Origin of the sequence: Prosthecobacter sp., assembly GCF_044236155.1 — a bacterium.
GTDB lineage: Bacteria > Verrucomicrobiota > Verrucomicrobiia > Verrucomicrobiales > Verrucomicrobiaceae > Prosthecobacter.
The window spans coordinates 1-23,858 of sequence record NZ_JBIIHA010000004.1 but is presented as its reverse complement, the minus strand read 5'-3'; the positions used below and the strand labels follow the sequence as shown (position 1 = coordinate 23,858).

At 60.1% G+C, this 23,858-nt stretch carries 16 protein-coding genes; 3 read left to right on the top strand and 13 right to left on the bottom strand.

Annotated elements, in window-relative coordinates; translation table 11 throughout:
• Positions 1 to 36: 36 nt before the first annotated feature.
• The 5 genes from ACILSE_RS05105 to ACILSE_RS05085 all read right to left on the bottom strand — a co-directional run bounded on the left by ACILSE_RS05105 (position 37) and on the right by ACILSE_RS05085 (position 6,395).
• Positions 37 to 1,191 carry a mandelate racemase/muconate lactonizing enzyme family protein gene (locus tag ACILSE_RS05105; protein WP_395716282.1) on the bottom strand — a complete coding sequence of 385 codons (1,155 nt, stop codon included), beginning with the start codon at positions 1,189 to 1,191 and terminating at the stop codon, positions 37 to 39.
• 58 nt (positions 1,192 to 1,249) lie between these two features.
• The gene (locus ACILSE_RS05100; RefSeq protein ID WP_395716281.1) at positions 1,250 to 2,518 is read right to left on the bottom strand and encodes an MFS transporter; all 1,269 of its coding nucleotides are present in this window, start codon (positions 2,516 to 2,518) and stop codon (positions 1,250 to 1,252) included.
• Between the two features lie 51 nt (positions 2,519 to 2,569).
• On the bottom strand, positions 2,570 to 3,499 hold the full coding sequence (locus ACILSE_RS05095) for a dihydrodipicolinate synthase family protein (RefSeq protein WP_395716280.1): 930 nt from the start codon (positions 3,497 to 3,499) through the stop codon (positions 2,570 to 2,572).
• A gap of 134 nt (positions 3,500 to 3,633) precedes the next feature.
• Complete coding sequence (locus ACILSE_RS05090) at positions 3,634 to 5,529, bottom strand: ABC-F family ATP-binding cassette domain-containing protein (protein WP_395716279.1); 1,896 nt, start codon at positions 5,527 to 5,529, stop codon at positions 3,634 to 3,636.
• An 80-nt stretch (positions 5,530 to 5,609) separates the two neighbouring features.
• Positions 5,610 to 6,395 (bottom strand): glycerophosphodiester phosphodiesterase, encoded by a 786-nt coding sequence (locus tag ACILSE_RS05085; RefSeq protein ID WP_395716278.1) that lies wholly within the window; start codon positions 6,393 to 6,395, stop codon positions 5,610 to 5,612.
• Positions 6,396 to 6,440: 45 nt separating this feature from the next.
• Here ACILSE_RS05085 and ACILSE_RS05080 point away from each other — a divergent pair, with 45 nt between their 5' ends.
• Together ACILSE_RS05080 and ACILSE_RS05075 are read left to right on the top strand one after the other, a co-directional pair.
• On the top strand, positions 6,441 to 7,808 hold the full coding sequence (locus ACILSE_RS05080; RefSeq protein WP_395716277.1) for an alkaline phosphatase family protein: 1,368 nt from the start codon (positions 6,441 to 6,443) through the stop codon (positions 7,806 to 7,808).
• Between the two features lie 46 nt (positions 7,809 to 7,854).
• A complete protein-coding gene (locus ACILSE_RS05075; RefSeq protein ID WP_395716276.1) occupies positions 7,855 to 8,496 on the top strand; it encodes a DUF1080 domain-containing protein in 642 nt (213 codons plus the stop codon).
• 2 nt (positions 8,497 to 8,498) lie between these two features.
• Here the strand turns inward: ACILSE_RS05075 and ACILSE_RS05070 are convergent, their stop codons facing one another.
• The 8 genes from ACILSE_RS05070 to ACILSE_RS05035 form a co-directional block, all read right to left on the bottom strand.
• Positions 8,499 to 10,490 (bottom strand): sulfatase, encoded by a 1,992-nt coding sequence (locus tag ACILSE_RS05070; protein WP_395716275.1) that lies wholly within the window; start codon positions 10,488 to 10,490, stop codon positions 8,499 to 8,501.
• Positions 10,491 to 10,672: 182 nt separating this feature from the next.
• On the bottom strand, positions 10,673 to 10,999 hold the full coding sequence (locus tag ACILSE_RS05065; protein WP_395716274.1) for a hypothetical protein: 327 nt from the start codon (positions 10,997 to 10,999) through the stop codon (positions 10,673 to 10,675).
• A gap of 13 nt (positions 11,000 to 11,012) precedes the next feature.
• The gene (locus ACILSE_RS05060) at positions 11,013 to 12,788 is read right to left on the bottom strand and encodes a sulfatase (RefSeq protein ID WP_395716273.1); all 1,776 of its coding nucleotides are present in this window, start codon (positions 12,786 to 12,788) and stop codon (positions 11,013 to 11,015) included.
• Positions 12,789 to 12,864: 76 nt separating this feature from the next.
• On the bottom strand, positions 12,865 to 14,007 hold the full coding sequence (locus ACILSE_RS05055; protein WP_395716272.1) for a cytochrome P450: 1,143 nt from the start codon (positions 14,005 to 14,007) through the stop codon (positions 12,865 to 12,867).
• A 92-nt stretch (positions 14,008 to 14,099) separates the two neighbouring features.
• On the bottom strand, positions 14,100 to 15,638 hold the full coding sequence (locus ACILSE_RS05050) for an arylsulfatase (RefSeq protein WP_395716271.1): 1,539 nt from the start codon (positions 15,636 to 15,638) through the stop codon (positions 14,100 to 14,102).
• A 33-nt stretch (positions 15,639 to 15,671) separates the two neighbouring features.
• Positions 15,672 to 17,096 (bottom strand): sulfatase, encoded by a 1,425-nt coding sequence (locus ACILSE_RS05045; protein WP_395716270.1) that lies wholly within the window; start codon positions 17,094 to 17,096, stop codon positions 15,672 to 15,674.
• On the bottom strand, positions 17,093 to 18,490 hold the full coding sequence (locus ACILSE_RS05040; protein WP_395716269.1) for a sulfatase: 1,398 nt from the start codon (positions 18,488 to 18,490) through the stop codon (positions 17,093 to 17,095). Before ACILSE_RS05040 ends, ACILSE_RS05045 begins: the two co-directional genes overlap by 4 nt.
• Positions 18,491 to 18,553: 63 nt before the next feature.
• Positions 18,554 to 19,729 (bottom strand): ATP-binding protein, encoded by a 1,176-nt coding sequence (locus ACILSE_RS05035; RefSeq protein WP_395716268.1) that lies wholly within the window; start codon positions 19,727 to 19,729, stop codon positions 18,554 to 18,556.
• Between the two features lie 43 nt (positions 19,730 to 19,772).
• Between ACILSE_RS05035 and ACILSE_RS05030 the strand changes: the two genes are divergently transcribed.
• Positions 19,773 to 23,741 carry a restriction endonuclease gene (locus ACILSE_RS05030; RefSeq protein WP_395716267.1) on the top strand — a complete coding sequence of 1,323 codons (3,969 nt, stop codon included), beginning with the start codon at positions 19,773 to 19,775 and terminating at the stop codon, positions 23,739 to 23,741.
• Positions 23,742 to 23,858 lie beyond the last annotated feature (117 nt).

Sequence of the window (23,858 nt, the reverse complement as noted above, 5' to 3'; positions counted from 1 at the left end):
GAGCTCTTGGTCACCATCGCTGCCATTTAGGCCTTCTCACCCCATCCCAACGATCGCCTCAAACCGCTCGTTCCACTCGATGCCGAGGCCGGGGGTGTCGGGGAGGTGGTAATCGGGGCCTTGGCGGCGGAGGGGCGTGCGGAGGAAGGTGTTCGCGGTGTCGAGCACGTGCGGATTGAACTCGCACAACGCACAATTCTCCGTGGCGGCGGCGAAATGCAGGGCGGCGGCGATTTGTGGGCCCATGGCGATGCTGAGGTGCGGGATGACCTGCCCGGAAAACGCCTGCGCGATGCGCCGGGAGCCGGTGATGCCGCTGCGACCGAGATCAGGCTGCAAAATCTGCGCGATGCCGAGGAAGGGCTGCAACTCATGCAGCGTGCGGTAGCTCTCGCCGAGCGCGAGGGGCGTGCGGATGGCAGCGGCGAGCCGGGCGTGCGCCTCGATCTCCTCGGGATACAGCGGGCACTCCAGCCAGCGGGCGTTGCGGGCATCGAGCTCGCGGGCCATGGCGGTGGCCTGCTCCGGCGGCAGATGCCAGAGGGCATCGACGGCAAACTGCATGCCCTTTGGCAAGGCATCCGCGATCGCAAGTAGCGCGCTCCATTCGCTCTCGAAGTAGATTTTCACGAGCGAGAGGCCTTCATCGGCATATCGCGCGGCAAACGCGGCCCGCTCGGCCACCGACGCGCCGGAGGTGCCGCTGAGGTAGGCGGGGATGCGCGGCTTTGGCGAATCGGAAAGCAGCGCGCACACCGGTTTGCCGGCCATTTTGCCCGCGAGATCCCACAGCGCAATGTCCACGCCGCTCATGGCATCGAGCATGAAGCCGCCGGTCTGGCCGCGCACGCGCATGGTGGCATACATGCGCTCCCAAAGCTCCTCGATGCGCTCCGGCCGGCCATCGAAGTCCTCGCCCTCCAACGCCGCGCTCAACAGATGCGTGACGATGCTGCACGCCACCTCGGGCGCGAGCGGCGCCTGCGCCTCGCCCCAGCCGACGAGGCCGTTTTCCAGCTCGATGCGCACGAGCGCGGTTTCGAAGTTCACCGAGTAGAGCACCGGATAAGCCGTGGACCATCGATACCCCCCACTGCCCGCCAGCGACGTCGGCGACCCTGCCGTGCCTCGCGAACTGGCGAGATCACGCGGCAAGCGGACAGGGATGGCATGGAGAGAGCGGATGCGCATGGCGAGGTGGTGGAGTGGTGGAGTGCGGCGGGCAATGCCCCAATACTCCATCACTCCACTACTCCATTCCCCCGCGCTCCACCACCACGACCGGTTTCCGCACGAATCGCCAGGTGATGAGGTAGGAGACGGGGTGCAGGAGGCCCATGATGATGAAGATGGTGCCGTAGCCGAAGGCTTGCACGACGTGGCCGGTCATCCAGGTGAAGAGCGTGCCGCCGAGGCCGGTGCCAAAGGCCAGCAGGCCGGACACGGAGCCGATGAGCGGCTTCGGGAAGAGATCGTTCGTGAGTGTGTTCTGGTTCGTCTTCCACGCCATGTGCGCAAAGGTCACGAGGCAGATGAGCGTGATCGTCATCGTCCGCGAGGGCGCATGATGGATCGCGAGCGACACGGGCATGATGAGCGCACACGGCAGCATCACGCGAAGTCGCGAAGACAGCACGCCGGTGCCTTTGGCGATGAAACGTCCGCTCAACCAACCTCCAAAGAGCGCACCGAGGTCCGCCGCCAGATAGGGAATCCAGGCCAGCATGCCCATTTCCAGCATCGTGAAGCCACGCTGCTCCACGAGATACTTCGGCAGCCAGAAGAGATAAAACCACCACACGGGATCAGAAAGGAAACGCGAGGCCATCAGCCCCCACATCTCCGAATGACGCGCGAGTTGCCGCCACGAAGCGCGATTCGCTGGAGCAGTCGTCACCGCCTCCGCGAGCACGAGAGCGCGTTCTTCCTCGGTGATGCACGGATGCTTGTCCGGTGGATGATAAAGCAGCAGCCACAGCGCGGCCCACACGAGCCCCAGGCCCCCCGTGACGACAAAGGCCGGCTGCCAGCCGTGGTGCGCATAGATCCACGTGATCAGCGGCGGCGTGAGGATCGCGCCGATGGCCGCACCACCCTGGATGATGCCATGCACGAGCGCCCGCTCCTTCGCCGGATACCACTCGCTCACCACGCGGAAGGCCGCCATGAAGTTGCCGGACTCGCCCAGGCCGAGCAAAAAGCGCAACACGCCCAGCGACCACACACCGACGACGAGCGCGTGCGACATGTTCGCCAGCGACCACCACACGACGAACACAAACAGCGCCACTCGCGCCCCCCAGCGATCGACGAGGAAGCCCGAGCCGACATACATCACCGTGTAAGCGGCGAGAAACGCGGTGAGGATGTTCGAGTATTCCACCTCGGTGATGCCGAGCTCCTTCGTCAGCACCGGCGCCAGCACCGACAAAGTCTGCCGGTCCACGTAGTTGATCACCGTGGAGAAAAACAGCAGCGCGGCGATCCACCAGCGGAGATGCGGGATGCGGGTGGGCATTGGCGGAGCAGGCGTGGAGTGTTGGAGAACTGGAGTGATGGGGCGCGGGCCTCACTTCATGGCTTCGCGAAGGTCTGCGAGCATCGTTTCCACATCGCGCAGCGTGAAGGCATCCATCTCCGGCAAGGCGGCGCGGACATGCGCGGTATTGCCGAGACCGCGACAGGCCAGCACGTGCTTCGTCAGCCGCATGCGATAAAGCGCTTGTGAGACCAGCAGCGGCAGGCTCAAGCCATAAAGCCGCCGCGCCTCGGCGCGATTGCCTTCCGCAAACGCACGCGACAGCGCCACATGCAGGTCCGTGAGCTCCACCGCCGGCATTGCGCCGCACGCTCCGCGTTCCAGCTCATCAATGATGTAGCGAGCACCACCACCGCCGAAGACGCCCTTCACATGCGGGATGCCAGCCGCACGAATCGCGGTGATCGCCGGCCCGGACGGCAGCGTCTCCTCTTTGACATACGTGATGGCCGGGATGGCCTTCGCGATCTCGATGATGGCCTCCGCGCTCAAACCGGCTCCGGTGGGCACCGGCGCATTTTGCAGGATGATCTCCGCGCCGGGCAAACCGGCCGCGATGTCGGCAAAAAAGCGCTGCTGGGCCGCCAGATCGGTTCCGAGACCCTGCGGTGCCATGATCATCAAATGCCGGATGCCATGCCGCATCGCGATCTGGCCCGCCGCGATCACATCCGCGGCATTCGCCGCGCTCGCTCCGCCCACCAGCGGCACCCGACCGCCCACTTCCTCCGCCGTCAGCGCCAGCAAGGTCTCGCGCTCCGCGAGCGAGAGATGGCTGTATTCACTCGCCACCCCCGGAAACACCACCCCATGCGCACCCGACTCCAGCGCAAAGCGAATCACCCGCCGCTGCGCCTCGAGATCGAGCTCGTTCGTGGTCGTGAACAACGTGGGAATGACAGGAAAGATACCGGAGAGCATGTCGGACAAAGAGAGGATGAAGGGTGGGATGGTGACCATGCATTCTCGCCAGCCCCACGAGCCGCGCAAGATCGCCCTGGCTTCACACTAGCCCCCCCGAAAACTCGGTGGCGCAACAAGCCGAATAGTCACTTGGGCACAGCGGCCATGCTCCGACTCATCATGCCCGGGCATCACGTCGGAGCGCATGCCGCCTTGATCTCCTCAAGCTCGGCCCAGCGGGTGAATTTGGCATCGAGCTCGGCTTTTCTGCCTTCGACCTTCGCAAGATAGTCGTTTGTGCCGGCGCCGAGTTTCACGAAAAACTCAGGATTGATCAGCTCCGCTTCCATCGTGGCTATTTCAGATTCAAGCGAAGCAATCTGGCCTTCCAGCTCGGAAAGCTCGCGCAATTCGCGGTTGGTCATCTTGCGCGGTTTCGTTGTGGAAGCTGGCTTTTCCTTTTTCACAGGCACGCTGATGACAGCGGCTTCCGCCGCAGCCTGTTGGGCGCGTTTTTCCTGGTAGTAGCTGTAGTTCCCGGCGCATTCGTGAATGCGGCCATGGCCTTCAAAGGCGATGATCCTATCGCAAACGCGGTCGAGGAAGTAACGGTCGTGGCTGACGACGAGCACGCAGCCTTTGAAGGCGAGGATGGCCTCCTCCAGCACGCGCATGGTGGCGAGGTCGAGGTCATTCGTCGGCTCGTCGAGGATGAGGAAGTTGCCGCCGCGGCGCAGGATCTTCGCAAGAAGCACGCGGCTTTGCTCGCCGCCGCTGAGCTCCTTCACACGCATGGTGACCCGTTCGTCAGTGAAGAGGAAGCGGCGCAGGTAGGTGCGCACATGCAGCTTCTCATCGCCGAACTGGACGAAGTCGGACATGGGGCCGGCGACTTCTTCCATGACGCTCTTTTCAGGATCGAGCAGCAGACGCTGCTGATCGACGTAGTTGAAGATCGTGCGCTTCCCGATGGCGACGCTGCCTTCGTTCGGCTGCTGCTCGCCCATCAGGATGCGCAGCAGCGTGGTTTTGCCGAGACCGTTGCGGCCGATGATGCCGGTGCAGGTGCCGGGCTCGAAGCTGAGGTCGAGGTGGCTGAAGAGCCAGCGATCACCGACATGCGCGCCGATGTTTTTGGCCTCGATGATCGTGTTCGCCAGCGGCGGGGCGGGCGGGATGATCAAATCCATCACCAAATCCTCCTCCGGCGCGTCGAGCGCTGCCACGCGGTCGAATTCATCCAGCCGCGTGCGTGATTTACGGCGCTGCGCCTTCACTCCAGCGCGCACAAACTCCAGCTCATGCCGCAAGTAGGCCTGACGACGGCGTTCGGTGTTCGCCTCGACGGATTCGCGCAGCGCCTTGCTTTCGAGATACGCGCTGTAATTGCCCGGATGGCTGTAGATGCGCGCATCGTCGATCTCGATGATGCGCGTGGCGATGCGATTGAGGAAATAGCGGTCGTGTGTGACGAACAGCACCGCGCCGGTGAAATCGCGCAGGAACTTCTCCAGCCATTCGATGGATTCCGCGTCGAGATGGTTCGTCGGTTCGTCCAGCAGCAGCAGATCCGGCTGGGCCACCAACGTGCGTGCGAGCGCGACACGGCGCTTCTCGCCGCCGGAGAGTCCGTTGACGATGCGGTCCGCCGCGGGCAGGCCGAGTTCATTCATGACGGTGGTGATGCGTGTCTCCACACCCCAGCCGTCATGCAGTTGGATCTGATGCAGGAGCTCCGCCTCTTGCTCCGGCTTGTAGTCGCCGGATTCATAGCGCGCGACCATGTCAAGCAGCGCCTGAGCGCCGGAACGCACATTTTCGAGCACCGTTGCGTTTTCATCGAGCGTGAACTCCTGTGCCAGGTAGCCCGTGATCATGCCGTTTCGGCGTGAAACCGTGCCGCTGTCCGGATTCTCCACACCCGCGATGATGCGCATGAGACTTGTCTTGCCGCTGCCGTTTCTGCCGACGAGACCGAGCTTTTCGCCCTCATGCACGCTCATCGTCGCGTCATTGAAGACCTGCTGCAGGCCGAATTGAAGGCGCAGGTCCTTGGCGGAGATGACGGCTGGGGTGATGGGTGACATGGAATTTGGAGTGGCGACGACTCGTCGCCTAAAGCGGGAAGCTTCTCCTTTGGCGACGATTCGCCGCCACTCCACAAGAATCAACGCAGCGCCTCTGCCGCCATCACAGGGTCGTCCGTGGTGATGCCATCGACGCCGAGTTTGGCAAAGCGCTGCACGTCCGCCGGTTTGTTCACCGTCCAGACGTAGACGCCGAAACCCGCGTCACGTATCTGTTTCACCATCGCCTCATCCCATGGAAAATCAGTCGCCCCGAGGTCGAGGCCGTCGAGCTTGTCCGCTTTCGTGTCGGCGATGAGTTTTGTTAAGTCCGTGGGCTTCTTGTCCTTCGTTTTGCCGGAGGCGAGGCGGTAAACTTTGATCCACGGCATCGCCTTTTTCGATTCCGCCGCCGCGTCGCGTTTGAAGGCGATGATCGCGAGCTGGGCCGCGCGATCCTTCATCGGCTCCAGGATGCGCTTCAGCTCCGGCACGATCTCCGCGCCGCATTTGACCTCGATGAAGAAACGCTGCTTTCCCTTCGGCAAGGTCGCCAGCGCCTGCTCCAGCGTCGGAATCTTCTCACCCGCCCACTCCTGGCCTTTCCATGAGCCGGCGTCGAGCGCGGTGAGCTCGACCTGCTTTGAAGCCGCCACATCGAGCGTCACGCCGGCGGTGCGTTTCGTGTCCTTGTCGTGAATCACGGCCGTTTTCCCGTCGGCAGTGAGATAGACGTCGAGCTCGCACGCGTCACTTCCGCTCTTCCATGCCAGCTCGAAGGCGGCGAGCGTGTTCTCGGGCGCGCGCGCGGAGAAGCCGCGATGGGCGATGATTTCGACGGCGTGAACGGACATGGCGGTCAGCAGGAAAAGGGCGGCGAGCTTCATGGAGGGAAAGCAAACGGGCGGCGCGCCCGTAACCCTTCGCTCCGGATGAAATTTAGCGCCCTTCTCGCCCTTGGCATCGTCATTGTTCACGGTTTGACCGCCTGCTCAAAATCGAGCAGCAAGGAACATCACGTCATCTTGATCAGCCTCGACGGTTTCCCGGCATGGATGTGGAATGATCCATCTCTGCAAGTGCCGAACCTGCGGAAGCTGGCCGCCGACGGTGCAAGCACGAAGGCCATGACGGTCAGCAATCCGTCGATCACCTGGATCAACCACACCACGCTCGTCACCGGTGTGGAGCCGCGCAAGCATGGCGTGCTCTTCAACGGCCTGCTCGTGCGACAGGAAGGCAACAAACCCGCGAAGATCGAGCCCTGGGTGGACAAATCGAAGCTGGTGCATGTGCCGACGCTGTATGACATCGCGCATCAGAGCGGCCTGACCACGGCGGAGTCCGACTGGGTGGCCGTGACACGACCCGGCACCATCACCTGGAGCTTCGCGGAGCTGCCGGAGGCCGAAAGCCCCGTCGTGAAGGAGATGATCGCCGCCGGCACTGTCACACCGGAGCACATCGAGTGGATGCAAATGGGACCGAAGCGCAAGAGCGTGACCTTTCTCGACAACATGTGGACCAAAGCCGCGATCCACATCTTCCAGACGCACAAGCCGAACCTGCTGCTCTATCACACGCTCAACACCGATGCGACGCATCACACCTACGGGCCGGGTTCGATGGCCAGTCACACGGCGCTGGCCTACGCGGACAAGCTCGTCGGCGATCTAGTGAAGGCCGTCGATGAAAGCGGCCTTCGCGATCGAACCACGTTCGTTATCGCCACGGATCACGGCTTCAAAAAGGTGTCGAAGTATGTGTATCCAAACGTCGTGCTAAAAAAAGCCGGCCTCGCGACCGCGCTCGGCTCCACGATCACCACCTGTGATGCGTATTGCATGACGCAGGGCGGCATGGCCTTCGTCTATGTGAACGATCCCGCCCGCAAGGCCGAGCTGCTGCCGAAGCTGAAGGCCATGTTCGAGCAGACCGAGGGCGTGGGCCGCGTCATCGAAGGCAAAGACGGCCACACACTCGGAATGCCGACGCCGGAGGAAAATCAGGGCATGGGCGATCTCGTGCTCTACGCCAAGGATGGCCACGCCTTCAACAACGCAGCCGCCGGCGACGCCGTGACCGCGCCCACGACGAACTACGGAGGCACGCACGGCTTCTTCAACGGCGACCCCGAACTCGACGGCATCTTCATCGCCAGCGGACGCGGCATTAAAAAAGGCGTCGTGCTCGATCGCATGGCCAATCTCGACGTCGCGCCCACGATCGCGAAGCTGATGGGCCTGAAGCTGCCGCAGCAGGACGGCCGTGTGCTGGAGGAAATCCTCCTCGACAAATAAAACTCGGCTGGCTCAATGCGGCTGCTCATTCCGACCCAACCATCCCATGAAACTCCACGCCGCTCTCCTCGCTCTCGTCTCGACTCTTTCCTTCTCCGCCGAACACCCTGACACCACGGGCTGGAAGGACCTTTTCGTCGCGGATCTCTCCAATGCGGTCGATGCCGCCGGGTGGGTGTTCGAGGGCAAGGAACTCGTGGCAAAGAACCACGACACGCTCTGGACGAAGGAGTCGTACGGCGACTTCATCTTGGATCTTGAGTTCAAGGTGGCCCCGGAATCGAACAGCGGCGTCTTCCTCCGTTCCGGAGACATCAAGAACGTGCTCGCCGCGCTCGAAATCCAGGTCCACGACAGCGCGGATGGCAGCAAATACGGCATGGTCGCCGCGATCTATGATGCGATGCCGCCCAGCAAGAGCGCGGCGAAGCCTGTCGGCGAATGGAACCGCTACACCATCACCTGCAAAGGCCCGCAAGTGACTGTGGTCTTCAACGGCGAGACAGTGATCGACGCGAACCTGGACAACTGGCCCGAGGTCGGTAAAAACCCGGACGGCACGCCGAACAAGTTCAAGAAAGCGCTCAAAGACTTTGCTCGCAGCGGCCCCATCGGCCTGCAAGGATTGCACGGCAAGGCGCAGGCTCCGGTGTGGTATCGGAATCTGAAGATCAAGGTGCTGGAATAAGCTCAAAACGCCGTCCGCGTCGGTTTGGAGCCGTTTTTCGATATCAGCTCGATCCAGTCGATTTCGACCGCCTGCTCCTGCATGGGCAAATAGAGGCGCACAATGCCGAGCGGGCCTTCCGCAGGCAGTTCGACGCGGATTTCTTCCCAATCGCCGCCTTTCAGCGTGAAGTCGCTCCGCTGCGGTTTGCTGCCGACACCGCCCGGTAGCCAGTCGAAGTGGCTGCGGCCAGCTTGGGCCTTGATGCGGAACTTCGCCGTCGTGGGGCCACTGTGTTTGCTCGCAGAGAAGCCGAGAAAGCATTCGGAACCGATGCTCGTGAGCCGCAAAATGCCCTCTTTGACCGCCGCTTGGCAATCGCGGGCCTTCCAACCTTGCAGCGCCGGGATGGCATCATCTTTACCTTTCGCAGGCGCTTTCGCTTTGCCCTTCGGCTGCTGTTTGCCTTCGAGTTCAGGACGATACTTCGACGGATCAAACGCCGGATTCGGCACGGGCACGACGGCCTTCGTGTCGGTGAGGAAGCCTTCGATCAAAGCATCGAGTTCTGCCACCAACTCGGGTTTCTGCGCCGCGAGGTTGTTCTTTTCGCTGAGATCCTCACGCAGGTTGAAGAGCAGATGTCGATGCGCACCTTTCTCGCCGCCGTGGAAGATGCGGATGAGCTTCCAGTCATCGCGATGCACGGAAACACTCGGCGGGAGCCAATCCGGCACGCCCGGATTGTGCGGGAAGTATTGGAACACCGCTTTGCCAGCCAGCGCATCGCCTTTGAGTGCGGGGACGATGCTGGAGCCATCGAAAGTAGCCGTCTCGCTCCGCGAGACGAGCTGAGCGCTCCCGCTGGAAGGAGAGATTTTCGATGAACCGGACGCTTTCTCTGCTGATGCAGCACCTTGCTCATCTCGCGGAGCGAGATGGCTACTATGCAAGCCCTCCATCAACGTCGGATAAAAATCCTCGCTCTGCACCAGCGCATCACTCCGGCTCCCCGGTGTCGCGATTCCCGGCCAAACCACCACGCACGGAACGCGCGTGCCGCCTTCAAACATCGTCGCTTTGCCGCCGCGCAGCGGGCGATTGCTGGTGGGCGTGGTGCCATCGACTTCGTTGTACATGTTCCCACCGTTGTCGGCAGTGAAGACGATGATCGTGTTGTCCGCCAGCTTCAGCCGGTCGAGACCGTCGAGCAGCGTGCCGATGGCGTCGTCCATGCTCTGGATCATCGCCGCGTAGGTCGGGCTGCGCTGTGCGTCCTTTGGATCGACGCGACCGCGATGCTTCTCGATGTTCGCCTTCTTTGCATCAAAGGGCGCATGCACGCTGAACATCCAGTAGTTCATGTAGAAGGGCTTGTCCTTGGTCTGCTCCATCCACGCCACCGCCTCCGCCGCCATGCGGTCCTCGATGTGCTCGCCGGGCGACTTCTCTTTGAAGTTCGCAAACTTCCACGGCGCGACAAAACTGCCCGCAGGCCCCGGCCCCGGATGATGCGGCAGATCGACATCGAACCCCTGCTGCAGCGGCGAATACGGCTCCGGCCCGAGGTGCCACTTCCCAAAATGCGCCGTGGCATAGCCCGCGTCCTTCAGCGTCTCCGCCAGCGTGCGATACTCCGTCTTCAACCGCGTCACAGGATCCGGCATGATCGCCTTTTGGTCCGGCGGAGCCTTCTTGCCCGTCGTCGCCTGCAAAACGACCCTCGGCTCGTGGCAATTCGGCACCGTGATCCCCGTGCGAGCCGGACTCTGCCCCGTGAGCAACGCCGACCGCGTTGGCGAGCACAACGGACTCGCCGAATACGCCCGCGTGAACGTCATCCCCCGCTTCGCCAGCCGCTCGACATTCGGCGTCTGGTAATACGTCGTCGTCCCATAAAGCGACGTGTCACTCCAGCCGAGGTCATCCGCGAGAATGACGATGACGTTCGGCTGCGAAGCAAAAGCAGAGAGCGAAGAGCCAAGGGCGAAGAGAAGGAGGAGAGAGCGAAGCATCGCGACCTGAAACGTCGTCCGCAGCCCGACATTCCGGCAAAGAGTGTGTCGGATTTGGAGATGGCGGACATCCATTAAGCCGGTTTGAAACCGCTGATGAGACGCTGATATGACGCTAATGGCTCAGGATCAGTATCAGCGTCTGATTAGCGTCATGTTAGCGGTTAAGTAATTGGCCCGTTTCACCCAGAGGCCGAGTGATAATTGAAATGAACGCGGTTTGTCTCTGCAAACGGTGTAATGCGCACTAAGGAACGCACATCTTTAGTCCCGATGATGGCAATTTTTGTTCCGTTAAGCAGGCAGGTCCATGAATGACCAGAGCCACTGATTGATGGCAGGTAGCTGTTTGAGATGGCTTGGGCGAAAACGGAAGGGTCTAAGAATGAGTATGTCGAGGCAGACTTTTCGTGTGGGGCATCACAATCATCTCCCGCACAAACGGAGTCGCGAGTCATGACCACCGTGATGATTTGACGTTCTTTGAGGACATCGAATGCGGCTTTCATAAGGCGATTCTGCTTACTGCTTCTTCGCCCGCACCTCAATCTCCCGAATCTCCGTGGCGCCGGGCAGGTGGACGCGGAGGTGGATGATGCGGGCGGTGGCGGGGATGGGGAGGGTGTGAGTTTGCCAGTCGGCGGTGGATTGGAGCTCGACGGGGACGCGGTTGGCGGGGAGGAAGTCTTTGTCGCCATCGGCACGCCACGCGATGGCGGCGGGGCCTTGGGCGGTGGTTTTGAGGGTGAGATGCAGCGCGGCGGGAGATCGCGCCTTGAGCTGGCTGTTCGTGATGAAGCAGCCTTTGGCCGCTTTATCAGGCGTGAGGACGAGGAGGCCGTCTTTTTCGATCAAGCTGCCGCCGCGGGCGATCCAGCCGCGCGTCTTCACGGTGTCGGGCTCGGCTTTGGCGGCGGGTTTCGGCACGGGCTTGCCTTCGAGATAAAAATCGAAGTAGTCGTTCCAAGTCGCAGCCATGGGACCAAGGGCCATGCCGGGTGGCGTGAGGCCGTCGGCCCAAGTTTTGAGCTTCGCGCGTAGTCGTGTGGCGATCTCGGGGTGCTTCGCGGCGAGGTTGTGCTTCTCCTCGCGGTCGGTGGCAAGGTCGTAGAGGTATTCGCGATCTCCACCGCGCAGGAGTTTCCAGTTTCCTTCGCGAATGGCGCTCTGGGCCATCCAGCGCCAGTAGAGGGCTTCGTGCGGCGGCGCTTTGTTTTCGCCGGTGAGATGCGGGAGAAGATTCACGCCGTCGAGGTCAGTTGGAGTCGAGGCTTTAGCCGACCTTTCAGAGTCGCCTGAAGGCTGGACTCCAACAGCCGTGGCGGCCACATCGAGCGCACTCACGGGATGCTCATAAACCTGCCCGCCGGGGATGGTGCCGGGCCAGGCGATGAGGAAGGGCGTGGACATGCCGCCTTCGGCCAGCATGCCTTTTTCGCCATTCAGCGGTGTGTTCAGGCTGCCGTCCCAGCCGCCTGCGTCGCCCTGGAGCGGCGAATCCACCTTGTGGATCTTCAGCGGAGCGCCGTTGTCGCCGATGAAGAAGATGAGCGTCTTCTCGGTGAGGCCGTGCTTCTTCAAGGTGCTCGTGATGAGGCCCACGCCATCGTCGATGGCGGACAGCATGGCCAGCGCGGCGCGACGTCGCTCCGGCATCTCGCCGGGAAAGCGGTCCATGTAGCGCTTCGTTGCATCCAGCGGCGTGTGCGGGCCGCGATAGGCCACGTAAAGGAAGAACGGCTGATCTTTGTAGCGCTCGATGATCGCTGCGGCGGCCTTGGAGCAGCCATCAAGGTGATACTCAGTCGGCGGCAGATCGCCCATCGGGCGGTCTTGGCCATCGAGCGTGATGTTGGCGGAAAATGGACGCTGGGCGTTTTGCGAAAACACATGCTTGAAGCCATGCTTCGTGATCGCGTCCGTGGGTCCAAGGTGCCACTTCCCGAACTGCGCCGTGGCGTAACCCGCGTTCTGCAGTCGCGTGGCGATGGTGGTCTGCTTGTTGAAGCCGTCGAGCGCGGAGCCGTTGTTATCGAGATCGAAGCGGCCCTGGAAGCGCCCGGTCATCAATCCGCCACGCGAGGGCACGCACTGCGGAGCGGTGCTGTAACCATGCGTCGCCACCACGCCGCTGCGGGCCAGCGCGTCGAGGTTTGGCGTCTTGATGTCCTTCACCACGCCGTGAATGCCGAGATCGGCATGGCCGTGATCGTCGGTGTAGATGAGGATGATGTTGGGCTTCGCCGCGAAGAGCGAAGGGCAGAGGGCGAAGAGGAAAGCTGCAAACAGAAGGCGCATGGTTGAGCGTGAAACGCAGGACTCTATCCCGACATCTCAGCAAATGCTGTGTCGAATTCGGCAGCGCCAATCGTGCTCACAGCGACTCCATCTTCACCACTAGCGAGTCGTAACCCAGCTTGCGGTCGAACTTGGCCTCGTGCTCGACGCGCTCCTCAGCCTTCAAGATGGTGATGCGCTTCACGCGATCGCAGCAGAGTTTTAACAAGGTGCGCAGGATGAGACGCGCATGTGGAGCACCAAGGCAAAGATGCGTGCCAAAGCCGAAACTAAGGTGCGGGTTCGGTTTGCGGTCGAGACGCACCTCGTCCGGCGCGGGAAAGGCCGCTTCATCAAAGTTGGCAGACGCCCAGGCGAGCGAGATGCGCTCGCCCGCCTTGACGGTCACGCCATTCACCTCCGTGTCCTTCGGACAGACGCGGCCGATATGCGTGAGCGGCATGAACACGCGGAAGAACTCCTCGCTGGCGAGCGTGATGCGCTTCGGATCAGCGCGGAGAAACTCAAGCGCCTCTGGATGATCGGCGAAATAACCGAGAGCGCAGGAGATCGTGTGGATGATCGTGTCACGTCCACCAGCGAAGGCGAGATTCGCGAAGCCCATGCACTCTTCGCGTGTGAGCCTGCGGCCGCGATACTCGGCTTTCACCAGCGCGCTGAAGAAATCCGCGCCGGGATTGGCCTCCGCCTGATCAAATCGCTGTGTGAGGTAGTCTTCCAGCACGGTACCTTTCTTGAACTCGCCGCCGGTCACTTTGAAAACGTGAATGCCCCAACCGATCCAGATGTCGGCCTCCGATTCGTCGGTGTTGAGCAGGTAAGTGAGCGCACGCGACTGCACCGGGAGCGCGAACTCGTTGACGATCTCGATGCTCTCGCGGCTCAAAGCCTGCGTGAGCATGCCATCGAGCAGCGCCTCGACCTTCCCCATCATCTCCGGCTCCTTCGCCCGCTGGAAGAAAGGCTCGGCGATGGCGCGATAATCCGAGTGCTCGGGCGGATTCGTCTCGATGGGTAGCTGCCGCATGGAGCGCACGTCCTCCTCGGATGGAATCGGCACGCGGAAAGGCACGTCCGAACTGAAGGTCTGCCAGTCCTTCGCCGCCTTCCGCACATCCTCGTGACGCAGGATCATGGTGATGTTTTCGCCGTGAAACGGGCACTGCATCACGCCTGTGCTGGCGCGAGCTTCTTTAAAGGGATCGGAGAAGGCGGACATAAGAGAAGAATGACGAAAGCAGAATGGCGAATGACGAAGGGATCGGCAATGCGCTTGATTTGCTCTTTGCTGCTTTACGCGTGGTTGGGCGCTTATTTCTTCTTCGCCTTGGCCGCCGCGGTAGCCTTCGGGTAGCGCACGACCTGAATGTCATTCTTTTGTGGCGCTCCGGGCGTGCTGCGACCGGCGCGGATGAGTTTTTCAAAGGCAGCCTGCATCGCTTTGACGCGGTCGGGATGCAGTGGGGCCACGTTCATCGACTCGGCGAGGTCTTCGTCGAGGTTGTAAAGCTCGGGCTCGGCATGGGCGACGTATTTCCACGGTCCATCGCGGAAGCTAGGCGTGCCGCCGCAGGCGGTGTTTACCGCATTCGTGCGGATCGGACGATCCTCGCCTTTGAGCAGCGGCATCATGCTGAAGCTGTCCTCGCCAGCGGTGTCCGGGAGTTTCACTTCGAGGATCTCCGCCAGCGTGGCCATCGTGTCGGCTTGAAGCACGAGTTGCTTGCACACGCTGCCTGCTTTCACCACGCCGGGCCACTTCACGACAAACGGCACACGATGCCCCCCTTCGTAAACGGAGGTCTTGTAGTCACGCAGCGGGCCGCTGGGATAATGGCCCTGCTTTTCCATGTCCTTCACGCCGATGTAGGCCGCGCAGCCGTTGTCGGAGGTGAAGAGCACGAAGGTCTCGTTTTCGACGCCACCGGCCTTCAAGGCATCGAGCACGCGACCGAGCACGTGATCCGTTTCCATCACCAAATCGGCAAAATCATTGTTCAGCCCGCTTTTGCCCTTCCACTCGGCATTCACCGCCAGCGGCGTGTGTGGCGAGGTGAGCGGCAGGTACAGCAAAAAAGGCTTCTTGGCCTCCGACTGCGTCTGGATGAACTTCTCCGCCCGCGTCGCCAACGCAGGCAAAATGCCCTCCAACTGCCAATCGGCCAGCGCAGGGCCTTGCAGGCTGGCTTGATTCTTCACCAGTTTCGACGCGGGCAGCAATTCGCTCGGGATGCCGACCGTGCGATCGCCATCGATGAAGCAATACGGCGGCCAGTTCGGCACATCGGTGCCGAAATACTCGTCAAAGCCGCGTTCGGTAGGCCCGCCTGGGATGCGTTGCGAGAAAACAGCCTTCCATGTCTCGCGATGTGCATCAGTGATCGTCGTCGAGACCTGACCACCGCCGCCCGCTTTCCCGCCGAAGCCACCAAAGTGCGCCTTTTGCTCCGGAGTGATCGGCCAGTCGCGTCCGAGATGCCATTTACCGATGCAGGCCGTCGCATAGCCCTGCTCCTTCGCCATCGACGCGATGGTCAGGCGATCCTTTGCAATCAGGGGCTTACCCCACGAACCGACGATGCCGGACTGCAACGTTGTGCGCCAATGGTAGCGCCCCGTGAGCAGCGTGTAGCGCGATGGCGAGCAGCAGCCCGAGCTCGAATGCCCGTCCGTGAAGCGCATGCCCTCCGCCGCGAGCCGGTTCATGTTCGGCGTCGGAATTTTGCCACGTTCCGGGTTGTTCGCCTGCATGTCGCCATAGCCCAAATCATCCGCGAGGATGATGACAAAGTTCGGCTTCGCCGCGAAGAGCGAAGTCGAGAGGAAAAAGAGAAGCAGCAGAGGTTTCATCACTGCGGATGAACGAACGTCATCCACCCAAACTCACAAACCACTCGCGGGAACGATCATCGCCTCGTCCTTCGTCTCGGAGTGCCATGTTTTGAAGGCAGCCAGCAAGCGGTCGAGATGCGGCTTCGCAGCGGGATCATCAGCCAGGTTATGCAGCTCACCGGGATCGTTTTGAAGGTCGTAGAGCTCGATGAGGGGCGGATTTCCGCCGAGGGCATGCGGGTCCATGGTTTGGAGCATGCGGAAGGCCTCGGGGAACTCGGCTTTGCGGAGGACGAGCTCGCCATAGATGCGGTTGATCCACGGTTTCATGTCACGGAGATCGGCGTTGATGACTTTGGGCTCTTCGAGGCGGCTGCGGAGGATGAGTTGATGCGTGGCGTCGAGCACGGCGCGCTCTTCCATACCGCGCTTTTGATTCAGCGAGCGGCCGGAGACTTCGGCGAAGATGAACTCATGCCCTTTGGCCTCCTTTTGACCTTCGATGAGCGGTTTGAGGCTCTTCCCGTGCAAAGGCGCTTCGTAGCCGATGCCGAGCACGTCGAGCAGCGTGGGCAGCAAATCGATCTCGCTGACCAAGGCGTCGCTAATGAGCGGTTTCGCGCCTGGAAGCCGGATGACGAGCGGAACATGCAATCCGAAGTGGTAAGGCGTCATTTTGCCATGCGGATAGGCCGGCCCGTGATCGCCCATGAAAACAATGATCGTGTTCGATTCCGCGCCGGAGTCGCGCAACGCGTCGAGGGCATCACCGACGGCTTGATCGGCCTTTTGCACGCCGTCGAGGTATTCCGCCCAATCGCGACGAATGACTGGCGTGTCCGGCAGATGCGGTGGCAGCACCACTTTGGCCGGATCGATGCTGATGGGCTGCTTTTCGCTGTTCACGAACGGGCGATGCGTCGAGGTGATGGTGTTGTGCATCAAGAACCACGGTTTGCCCGCCGCGCGCTTGATTGTGCCGTTCAGCGCGTGTTTGGCGGGCACTTTCGGAAAGAAGTCATGATATGGAAAGCGCTCGTTCGGCGAGACATGCAGCTTTCCGCTCACCGCGGCGTGGTAGCCGTTTTGCACAAGCACCTCGACGAGCGTCGGCGCCGTGCTGCGGATGCGTGTGTGCAGGTAAGGCGGTGATTTTTTCTCCGCGTCGGTGAGTTTCTCGGCGCGCTTGAGGTAGTTGTTCGTGTTGTTCACGAGTCCGTTCACATGGCTGTGCAAACCCGTCATGATGCAGGCCTTCGACGCCGAGCAGACCGGATACGCGACATACGCCCGCCGAAACAACGCCCCGCTCGCCGCCAGCGAGTCCATGTTCGGCGTCTGGATGTCCGTGCGGCCCAACGCGCTCATGTGCGCACCCTGGTCCTCCGTGAGGATGAAGAGGATGTTCGGCTGTGCCGCGAAGAGATGGGCGCATGAGGCGAGGAGCCAGAGGAACGCGGTAAGTAGCGCTTTCATGGTGCGGAGACAGCTTTCAAATGCGTCGCGAGCCGCTCCCGCATTCGATTCATGCGCTCGGCTTGGGCGGGTTGTTTGGGGAGGTTGTAGAGCTCATCGGCATCGGTGCGCAGGTCGTAGAGGAGTTCTTCGCCGCCTTCCCAGGCGATGTAGCGGAAGGCGTCGGTGCGCAGGCTGTGGCCGCGTTGTTTGGTGTGCGGGGCGATCATGGTGCTGATGGCCACCTGCTTTCCTTTGGCAGTGGGATCGTCGAGCATGGGCTTGAGGCTGCGGCCTTGCACATGCTTCGGCTTGGGCAATCCGGCGAGATCGCAGAGCGTGGGGTAGATGTCCACCTGCTCGGCGAGGCCGCTGCGGCTGCCGGGCTTCACACCGGGTGCGGCGATGATGAGCGGCACATGGTTCGCGCCTTCAAAGAGTGTTTGTTTGGCCCACAGGCCGTGTTCGCCGAGTTGGTAGCCGTGATCGCCCGTGAGCACGACGATGGTGTTTTCGTCGAGATGCAGTTCATCGAGCTTTTCGAGCACGCGGGCGATTTGCGAGTCCACAAAGCTGGTGGAGGCCAAGTAGGCTTGCAGCGCATCGCGGGCCTCATCGCGAGTCGGTGCGGCGTAGCGGAAGACGTTGTTGTTGGGTCGCAGCGAGGCTTTGGGCAGTTGCGCGAGGTCTTCACCGCCTTCGCGATAAAACGGCGGCAGCGTAAGCTGGGGCTTGTCGATGGCCTCAAAGAACGCTTTCGGAGCCACAAACGGCGTGTGGGGCCGGATGAAGCCCACGGCGAGGAAAAACGGCTTCGCTTTGAACTGTTCCAGTGTGGCGATGGCATCATCGGCGATCGCGAAATCTGTGAAATCCGCCGCTGGCCGCGATGAGGCCGCGTAAGTGCGGTTGTAGCCATCGCCCTTGGCCTTCGTGCGCGGTTTGTCATCGGGATCGTTCGCCGTTTTGGCCTCGGTGAGGATTTCGTTGTCCCGGTGCAGCGCGGAGCCGAGTTCGACATCGAGCTTCGTCTTCGGATCAGGCACATGGAAGACCTTGCCAACGCGTCCGGTGGCATAGCCGTTGTTTTTGAAGTGCTGCGGCAGCGTCACCACGTCTGGCAGCGCTTTCCGCATGCTGGTCGTGAGATCCATCACGCCCGTCTTCTCTGGATAGCAACCCGTGAGAAACGAGCAGCGCGACGGATTGCAGAGCGCGAACTGAGTGTAAGCCCGATCAAACCGCACCCCACGCGCCGCCAACGCATCCATTCCCGGCGTGCGCACGTGCGCATTGCCATAGCAGCCCAGCGTTGTCGTGAGGTCATCGACGATGATGAAGAGGACGTTTGGCTGTGCTTCAAGTGATGAAACCAGGACTGCGAATGAGACAAGAAATCCGAAGTAGCAATACATGTCAGTAGGCTAACGTGGCCTTGCCTATTTCATTGCAATGACTTGGTTGGTAGTGTTCTGCCATCAAAATAGTTCGTGCAGGGAAGGTAGCATTTTCAGTGGCACCACTTCGATCTTCTCATCCAGCGAGTATCGTCGGTCGCCGGGGTAGATCACATACACCTTCGTCAAGCCAAGGTCTTGAATCGACTCCATCATGGAACGACTCCGGCCTGGAGTTGGGCCAGCTTTGAACTCAAAGCCGACCATGCCGTTGGGGGTATCGACCACCATGTCCATTTCTGTGCCGCTTTGTACCGAATAGCAGAAGCAACGGGTCTCATCGAGTTCGAAGAGTCGGATGATTTGCTCCATGCAAAAGCCCTCCCAGGATGCTCCGAGTGCTGGGTGACTCATCACACTCGTGAAGTCCTTCAATCCGAGAAGCGCGTGTAGCAGTCCCGTGTCTCGGTAGTAGTAGCGTGGAGCTTTACGCAGCCGCTTGGAAACGTTCGCATTATAGGGCGGCATCTCACGGATGATGAATGCGGCTTTGAGCAACTCCATGTGGCGATGCACGGTCTTGCTGGTGATGCCGAGCGTGGCAGCTACTGATGTATGATTCCATGCTTGCCCATGGTGGTGCGCAATCACGAGGAGGAGGCGTCGCAGCTGATCGCTGGTCAGCTTGGTTTCCGCCAATTCTCTCAAGTCACGCTCGGCGAGTGCGCGAAGATAGTCCATGCGCCAGCGATAGGACAATTGTGCGTCAGGTTGGAGGTAGGCTCTTGGGAAGCCACCAACGGTCCACAAGCGTTCCCATCCCAAATCAATCTCGTCTTCCGGTAACTCACCGATGTGAAAGCCCGCCATGTCGATGAACGTGATGCGGCCGGCCAGTGACTCGGATGACTCTTTGAGAAGTGAAGGTGAAGCACTGCCAAGGATCAAAAACTTGGCTTTTTGCTCAGGACGATCTGCGAGCACTCGGAGCGACATAAACAGATGCGGACGCCGTTGAATCTCGTCGATCACCACCACGCCGGACAGGCGATCAAGCACAGACTGTGCTCCGCCTTCCAGTCGCACCAATGAGACGTCATCTTCGAGGTCAAAGTAGTTCTCTTGTGGCACACGGAGTGTGCGTGCAATCCACGTCTTGCCGGACTGGCGAGGTCCGAGAAGTGCGGTCACCGGCGATGTGGTCATCGCAGCGTAAACATGCTCTTGGAGCCTCTTTCGCGGGACAAATGGGTTCATGTGCTTGCTAAGTTGGAATTAAACTCCAGATTTGCAAGGTTAAATGCCAACATTGCACGTCAGCCCAACACCCCGTGAGTTACCGTTCCATGCAGATGGATTCGGCTGGCAGAGCTTTGAGCGATTCTGCGCGGCTTGGTTAGTGTCCGGGACCACGTTGCCAAATCTGACACTCGACGGCGAAGGGCCGAGTCGCCTACGGATCATCGATGCGCATCGGGTTGGCAGCGCGGGAGAGAAGCAGTTTGGCATCGACATTCTCGCGACGATGGAGAATCGCGCGACCTGGGTGGTGCAATGCAAGCGGATGAAAACATTCAGCAAGTCGGATGCGGAACGCGCCATCAAGAAGGCCGAAGCCGAGTTCGGGAAACATCATCCTGCACACTACCTGCTTTGGGTCACAGGTGACGTCAAAGCCGACGCCACACTGTTCGTGCATGAGAAGCATCCAAACTGGTCTCTGTGGAGCGGTGAGCGGCTCTCGACAGAGTTTCTACTGCGCACGCCACGCAGCCAGTGTTACCGCATTCTGACGCAATGTTTCAGTCCAGGCTGGGCCAAAGCGATCTTTCCTATCCCCGACCACCTGCTTTCAACACGTGAGGAGTTCTTCTCCCGCTGGGAGGGAGACAATCGAAGCTTCCACCACCATGCGGCGTTGGTTGGGAGAGATAAGGTTCTTGATGCTCTCGTGGGCTTTACCAGCGGAGGCAAAGGCAGGAAAGCGCTCATCCTTTCCGCTCAAGGGGGCGTGGGCAAGAGTCGGCTGTTGGCAGCAGTCGCTGATCAGGTGGAAAGCACGGTGCTAGGTCGGTTGGTCCGCTTCATCAATCCAGACGCTTCTGCTGATGCCGAGCCTCCGCGTGATGAGGAGATGACTAATATGACCGTCATCCATGATGATGCTCACCGGATGGACATGCCTGGAATCGTGCTGGCGATGCTCACAAGTAAAGAGGCAAACGGCTCGCGTTTGATTCTCTCCACACGGCCTGGTGCGGAAGACAGCCTGCAACAAAGGCTCATGGAAGCTGGCTATCAGGCTGAGGACATCAATCGCCAAACACTGCCCAAGCTCACGAAGCAATCCATGGTCGAGCTTGCAGGCTCAATCCTCGGCCGTGGGAACGACCAAACAGCTCGCGCACTTGCCGACATCTCCGATGGCTGCGCCCTCATCACTCTGGTGGGGGCCGAGCTGCTCAAGCGCGGTGAGCTTACACACCTTGATCTGGAACGCAGCGACACCTTCCGAGCGGAAGTCTTCACCCGATTTGAAGGCCAGGAGTTAGAACGAGTTCGCTGCCAGCTAGCCACGCCGAAGTTGGAGAAACTTCTGCGCTCGATTGCCCTCCTGTCACCATGGGATGCTCGTGAACCTTCGGTCGTTCAACAGATGGCTGACTTCATCGGTGTGCCACCAAATGACATCAATGCAGCCTGTGATGCACTCATGACATGCGGCCTACTGGTGACGACCCACAAAGGCCTGCGCATCACGCCAGACTTGTTCTCCGATCACCTCGTCTATGTCGCATGTTACGACGAAAAAGGCCGCTCGACTGCCTTCATCGACACTTTCCTGAATCACTTCGCAGATGCGCACTCAGCCCAAGTTCTTCACAATCTAGCTGAGGCTGAATGGAGAGCAGGAAAGAAACACGACGGAAACTCGGACCGCATCGTCACGCCAATCTGGGATCGATTCTTGAATGAGTTTGAACAGACCACTTTTTGGGACCGCTCACAGATGATGGAGAAATGGTCTGCTTTTGCGATCTACCAGCCGGACCGGTCGCTGGACCTCGCCAGTTGGGCCATGGACATGACGACTGCGCCTGCAAAAGTGGGCTACGCAAGCATGAGCACTCACGATCAAGTCCTGCGTCGTGTGCCAGGTATTCTGAAACCCTTGGCCATTTGGAGTAACGAGCATCGCCAACGTGCCCTCCAACTTCTGTGGCAGCTTCATCGTGACTTCACGATTGACGACTTTTCGAATCGCGGACGCTTCGCTGATTTCGCCGAGATTGCCTCCTTCAGACACAACTATCCAGACGCTCCCACCGGAGTCCTCGACTGGCTTGATAAACTTCTGACTAGCAATGATGCCGAACGTGTCGCCGACAAGCCTTGCCTGTTGCTCGACACGACCCTGCGGCCCTATTTCGCACAGATCATCGAGCAAAACTATTGGCGGGACAGGCGCACATTGGTCTTCGGAAAGGTGGCCGTATCCGTAGCGATCACCAAGGCGATCCGCCATCGCGCACTGTCGTTTATTACCGAGGTGGTTATTCCCCGTGGGACGGTAGCGGCAATGAATGTGTTACCTGTTCTAGCTGAGGCATTTCGGCAGACCTCCGCTTTCCACGACCTGCCTCCAGCGGCAGACCGAGCATGGCGACCTGAACGGATGATGGCCTTTGAAGCCATTTGTCGGCTCGCCAAGCGCTATGACCATCCTTTGATTCACTATGCCATTAGGCACCAAGTCCGCTGGCCTATCGTGTATGGGAAAGATGAAAGCTATCGAACTGCCTGTGAGCAGCTCGTGCAGTCACTACCGGATACTTTCGAGCTTCGTCTGGCAAGGCTGACGCTTTCGTGGAGTCATGACGATTCACTCAATCGATATGAATCAGATCGTCAAAGTGGATGGCATGAAATTGAGAAAGAGCACTGGCGCTCACTGCTCCAAGATGTGGCAGCGACCCTCCTGAGTAGAATCAACTCACCAAACAGCCTGCATGACTTTCTTGTGCAGTGGAATGCTCAATGCAGCGAGCATGGACTGCAAGCAAAGCTCGGAGAACTACTGGCTGAACTGGCTCGCCAGAAACAATCCCTGATGATGGGTGTTTTAGACATCATCTTGGCAGCCCCATCCTCCCCCTTGGCTGGTTACGTTGGCAACCTCATTCAAAAGGACGCGGGCGCTTTGATCGAAGATATCGAATCCAGGGTGAAGCAAGGACTCGCTTCATCGTCTGCCCCCATCACCCGCAGCTTTCTGACGACCATTCAGTTTTCCGACTGGCTCATGACGCCCGCCGTCATTGATGCGTTGATGGCCACAGCAGCGCAGGCTCTTGGACCTTTGCTCCACGCCTTCTTCCAGTTGATTGATTTTCCGAAGAAGCACTTCTGGAGTGACCGGCTCGCGCTCACTTTGGTGAAAAGGGTCCTCAGTGACGAAGACACTCTTAGTCTGGCTGGAGCCATGATTGGACGAAACCGATATGCCGAAGCGCCGGTGTGTGATGAAGCCATCGACATGCTGCTCGAACGATTGATCCAGATTCCCCTGCTGCCCAGCTCCTATGAGGAAAAAGGCGTTCTCCACGCATTGGCAAAACGACATCCAAGGCAGATGTTCGAGTTCTTTTTGCGGCGAATCGAGCGTGAAGAGGAGCTGGAAGCGCGCGGGCAAGGTGGATTTGCAGCAGTGCCGTTCTATGACTCCGTGCCATTGGTAGGTCTGGAGAAGGAGCCCGACTTCGAAAGTCTGGCACGTGACCTCATCGCTAAGATGCTCAGTCGCCCCAAAGAACAACGCCACCCCTGGCGGCAGCTCTTCAAGATGGCAGTCTCCCGCACGAGTCCACTGATGGAGCCGTTAATCCTCGAAGGTCTCGCGAAGGTCGAAACCTCCGACGATTTGATGGATCTGTGTTCACTCACCGCCTTTGAGGGATCAGTCATCGCGTTTCGATATCCCCGTTTGATTGATGCCCTGCTCAAAAAGGCACGCAGCATGGGAATCGAAGTATTCGAGAAAGCCAAATGGGAGCTAATCCACGCCGCAAGGCCTCAGTCTCGTGGTTACACCGGTGGCGTTTTGAACGAAGAGTATCGCTATGCGTTGGAGGAAGCTGAAAGGGCAGCTCAGACTTGCAAAGACGACCTCCTACTCGCCCCATTCTACCAGAAAATCGTCGAGATCGAGAAAGCCGATGCTGATCGCGAACGCCGCTGGGTCGAGGCAGAAATGAGCGATGATTGGTAGTACGGGCCTAGGGCGTGTTTTAAAATTGTACAGATAGAGCAACTGGTGTAGCGAGAAGAATGGAATTACATCCAAGCTATCAGTTGGCGGTGCCCAAGCTGGCCCGTGTTATAAGAG

Excerpts from the sequence above, each read along its gene's own strand:
- ACILSE_RS05100 (WP_395716281.1), bottom strand. The coding sequence starts at position 2,518 with ATGCCCACCCGCATCCCGCATCTCCGCTGGTGGATCGCCGCGCTGCTG.
- ACILSE_RS05090 (WP_395716279.1), bottom strand. The coding sequence starts at position 5,529 with ATGTCACCCATCACCCCAGCCGTCATCTCCGCCAAGGACCTGCGCCTT.
- ACILSE_RS05050 (WP_395716271.1), bottom strand. The coding sequence starts at position 15,638 with ATGAAACCTCTGCTGCTTCTCTTTTTCCTCTCGACTTCGCTCTTCGCG.
- ACILSE_RS05040 (WP_395716269.1), bottom strand. The coding sequence starts at position 18,490 with ATGTATTGCTACTTCGGATTTCTTGTCTCATTCGCAGTCCTGGTTTCA.
- ACILSE_RS05065 (WP_395716274.1), bottom strand. The coding sequence starts at position 10,999 with ATGAAAGCCGCATTCGATGTCCTCAAAGAACGTCAAATCATCACGGTG.
- ACILSE_RS05030 (WP_395716267.1), top strand. The coding sequence starts at position 19,773 with ATGCCAACATTGCACGTCAGCCCAACACCCCGTGAGTTACCGTTCCAT.
- ACILSE_RS05080 (WP_395716277.1), top strand. The coding sequence starts at position 6,441 with ATGAAATTTAGCGCCCTTCTCGCCCTTGGCATCGTCATTGTTCACGGT.
- ACILSE_RS05105 (WP_395716282.1), bottom strand. The coding sequence starts at position 1,191 with ATGCGCATCCGCTCTCTCCATGCCATCCCTGTCCGCTTGCCGCGTGAT.
- ACILSE_RS05060 (WP_395716273.1), bottom strand. The coding sequence starts at position 12,788 with ATGCGCCTTCTGTTTGCAGCTTTCCTCTTCGCCCTCTGCCCTTCGCTC.
- ACILSE_RS05075 (WP_395716276.1), top strand. The coding sequence starts at position 7,855 with ATGAAACTCCACGCCGCTCTCCTCGCTCTCGTCTCGACTCTTTCCTTC.
- ACILSE_RS05035 (WP_395716268.1), bottom strand. The coding sequence starts at position 19,729 with ATGAACCCATTTGTCCCGCGAAAGAGGCTCCAAGAGCATGTTTACGCT.
- ACILSE_RS05055 (WP_395716272.1), bottom strand. The coding sequence starts at position 14,007 with ATGTCCGCCTTCTCCGATCCCTTTAAAGAAGCTCGCGCCAGCACAGGC.
- ACILSE_RS05095 (WP_395716280.1), bottom strand. The coding sequence starts at position 3,499 with ATGGTCACCATCCCACCCTTCATCCTCTCTTTGTCCGACATGCTCTCC.
- ACILSE_RS05070 (WP_395716275.1), bottom strand. The coding sequence starts at position 10,490 with ATGCTTCGCTCTCTCCTCCTTCTCTTCGCCCTTGGCTCTTCGCTCTCT.
- ACILSE_RS05045 (WP_395716270.1), bottom strand. The coding sequence starts at position 17,096 with ATGAAAGCGCTACTTACCGCGTTCCTCTGGCTCCTCGCCTCATGCGCC.
- ACILSE_RS05085 (WP_395716278.1), bottom strand. The coding sequence starts at position 6,395 with ATGAAGCTCGCCGCCCTTTTCCTGCTGACCGCCATGTCCGTTCACGCC.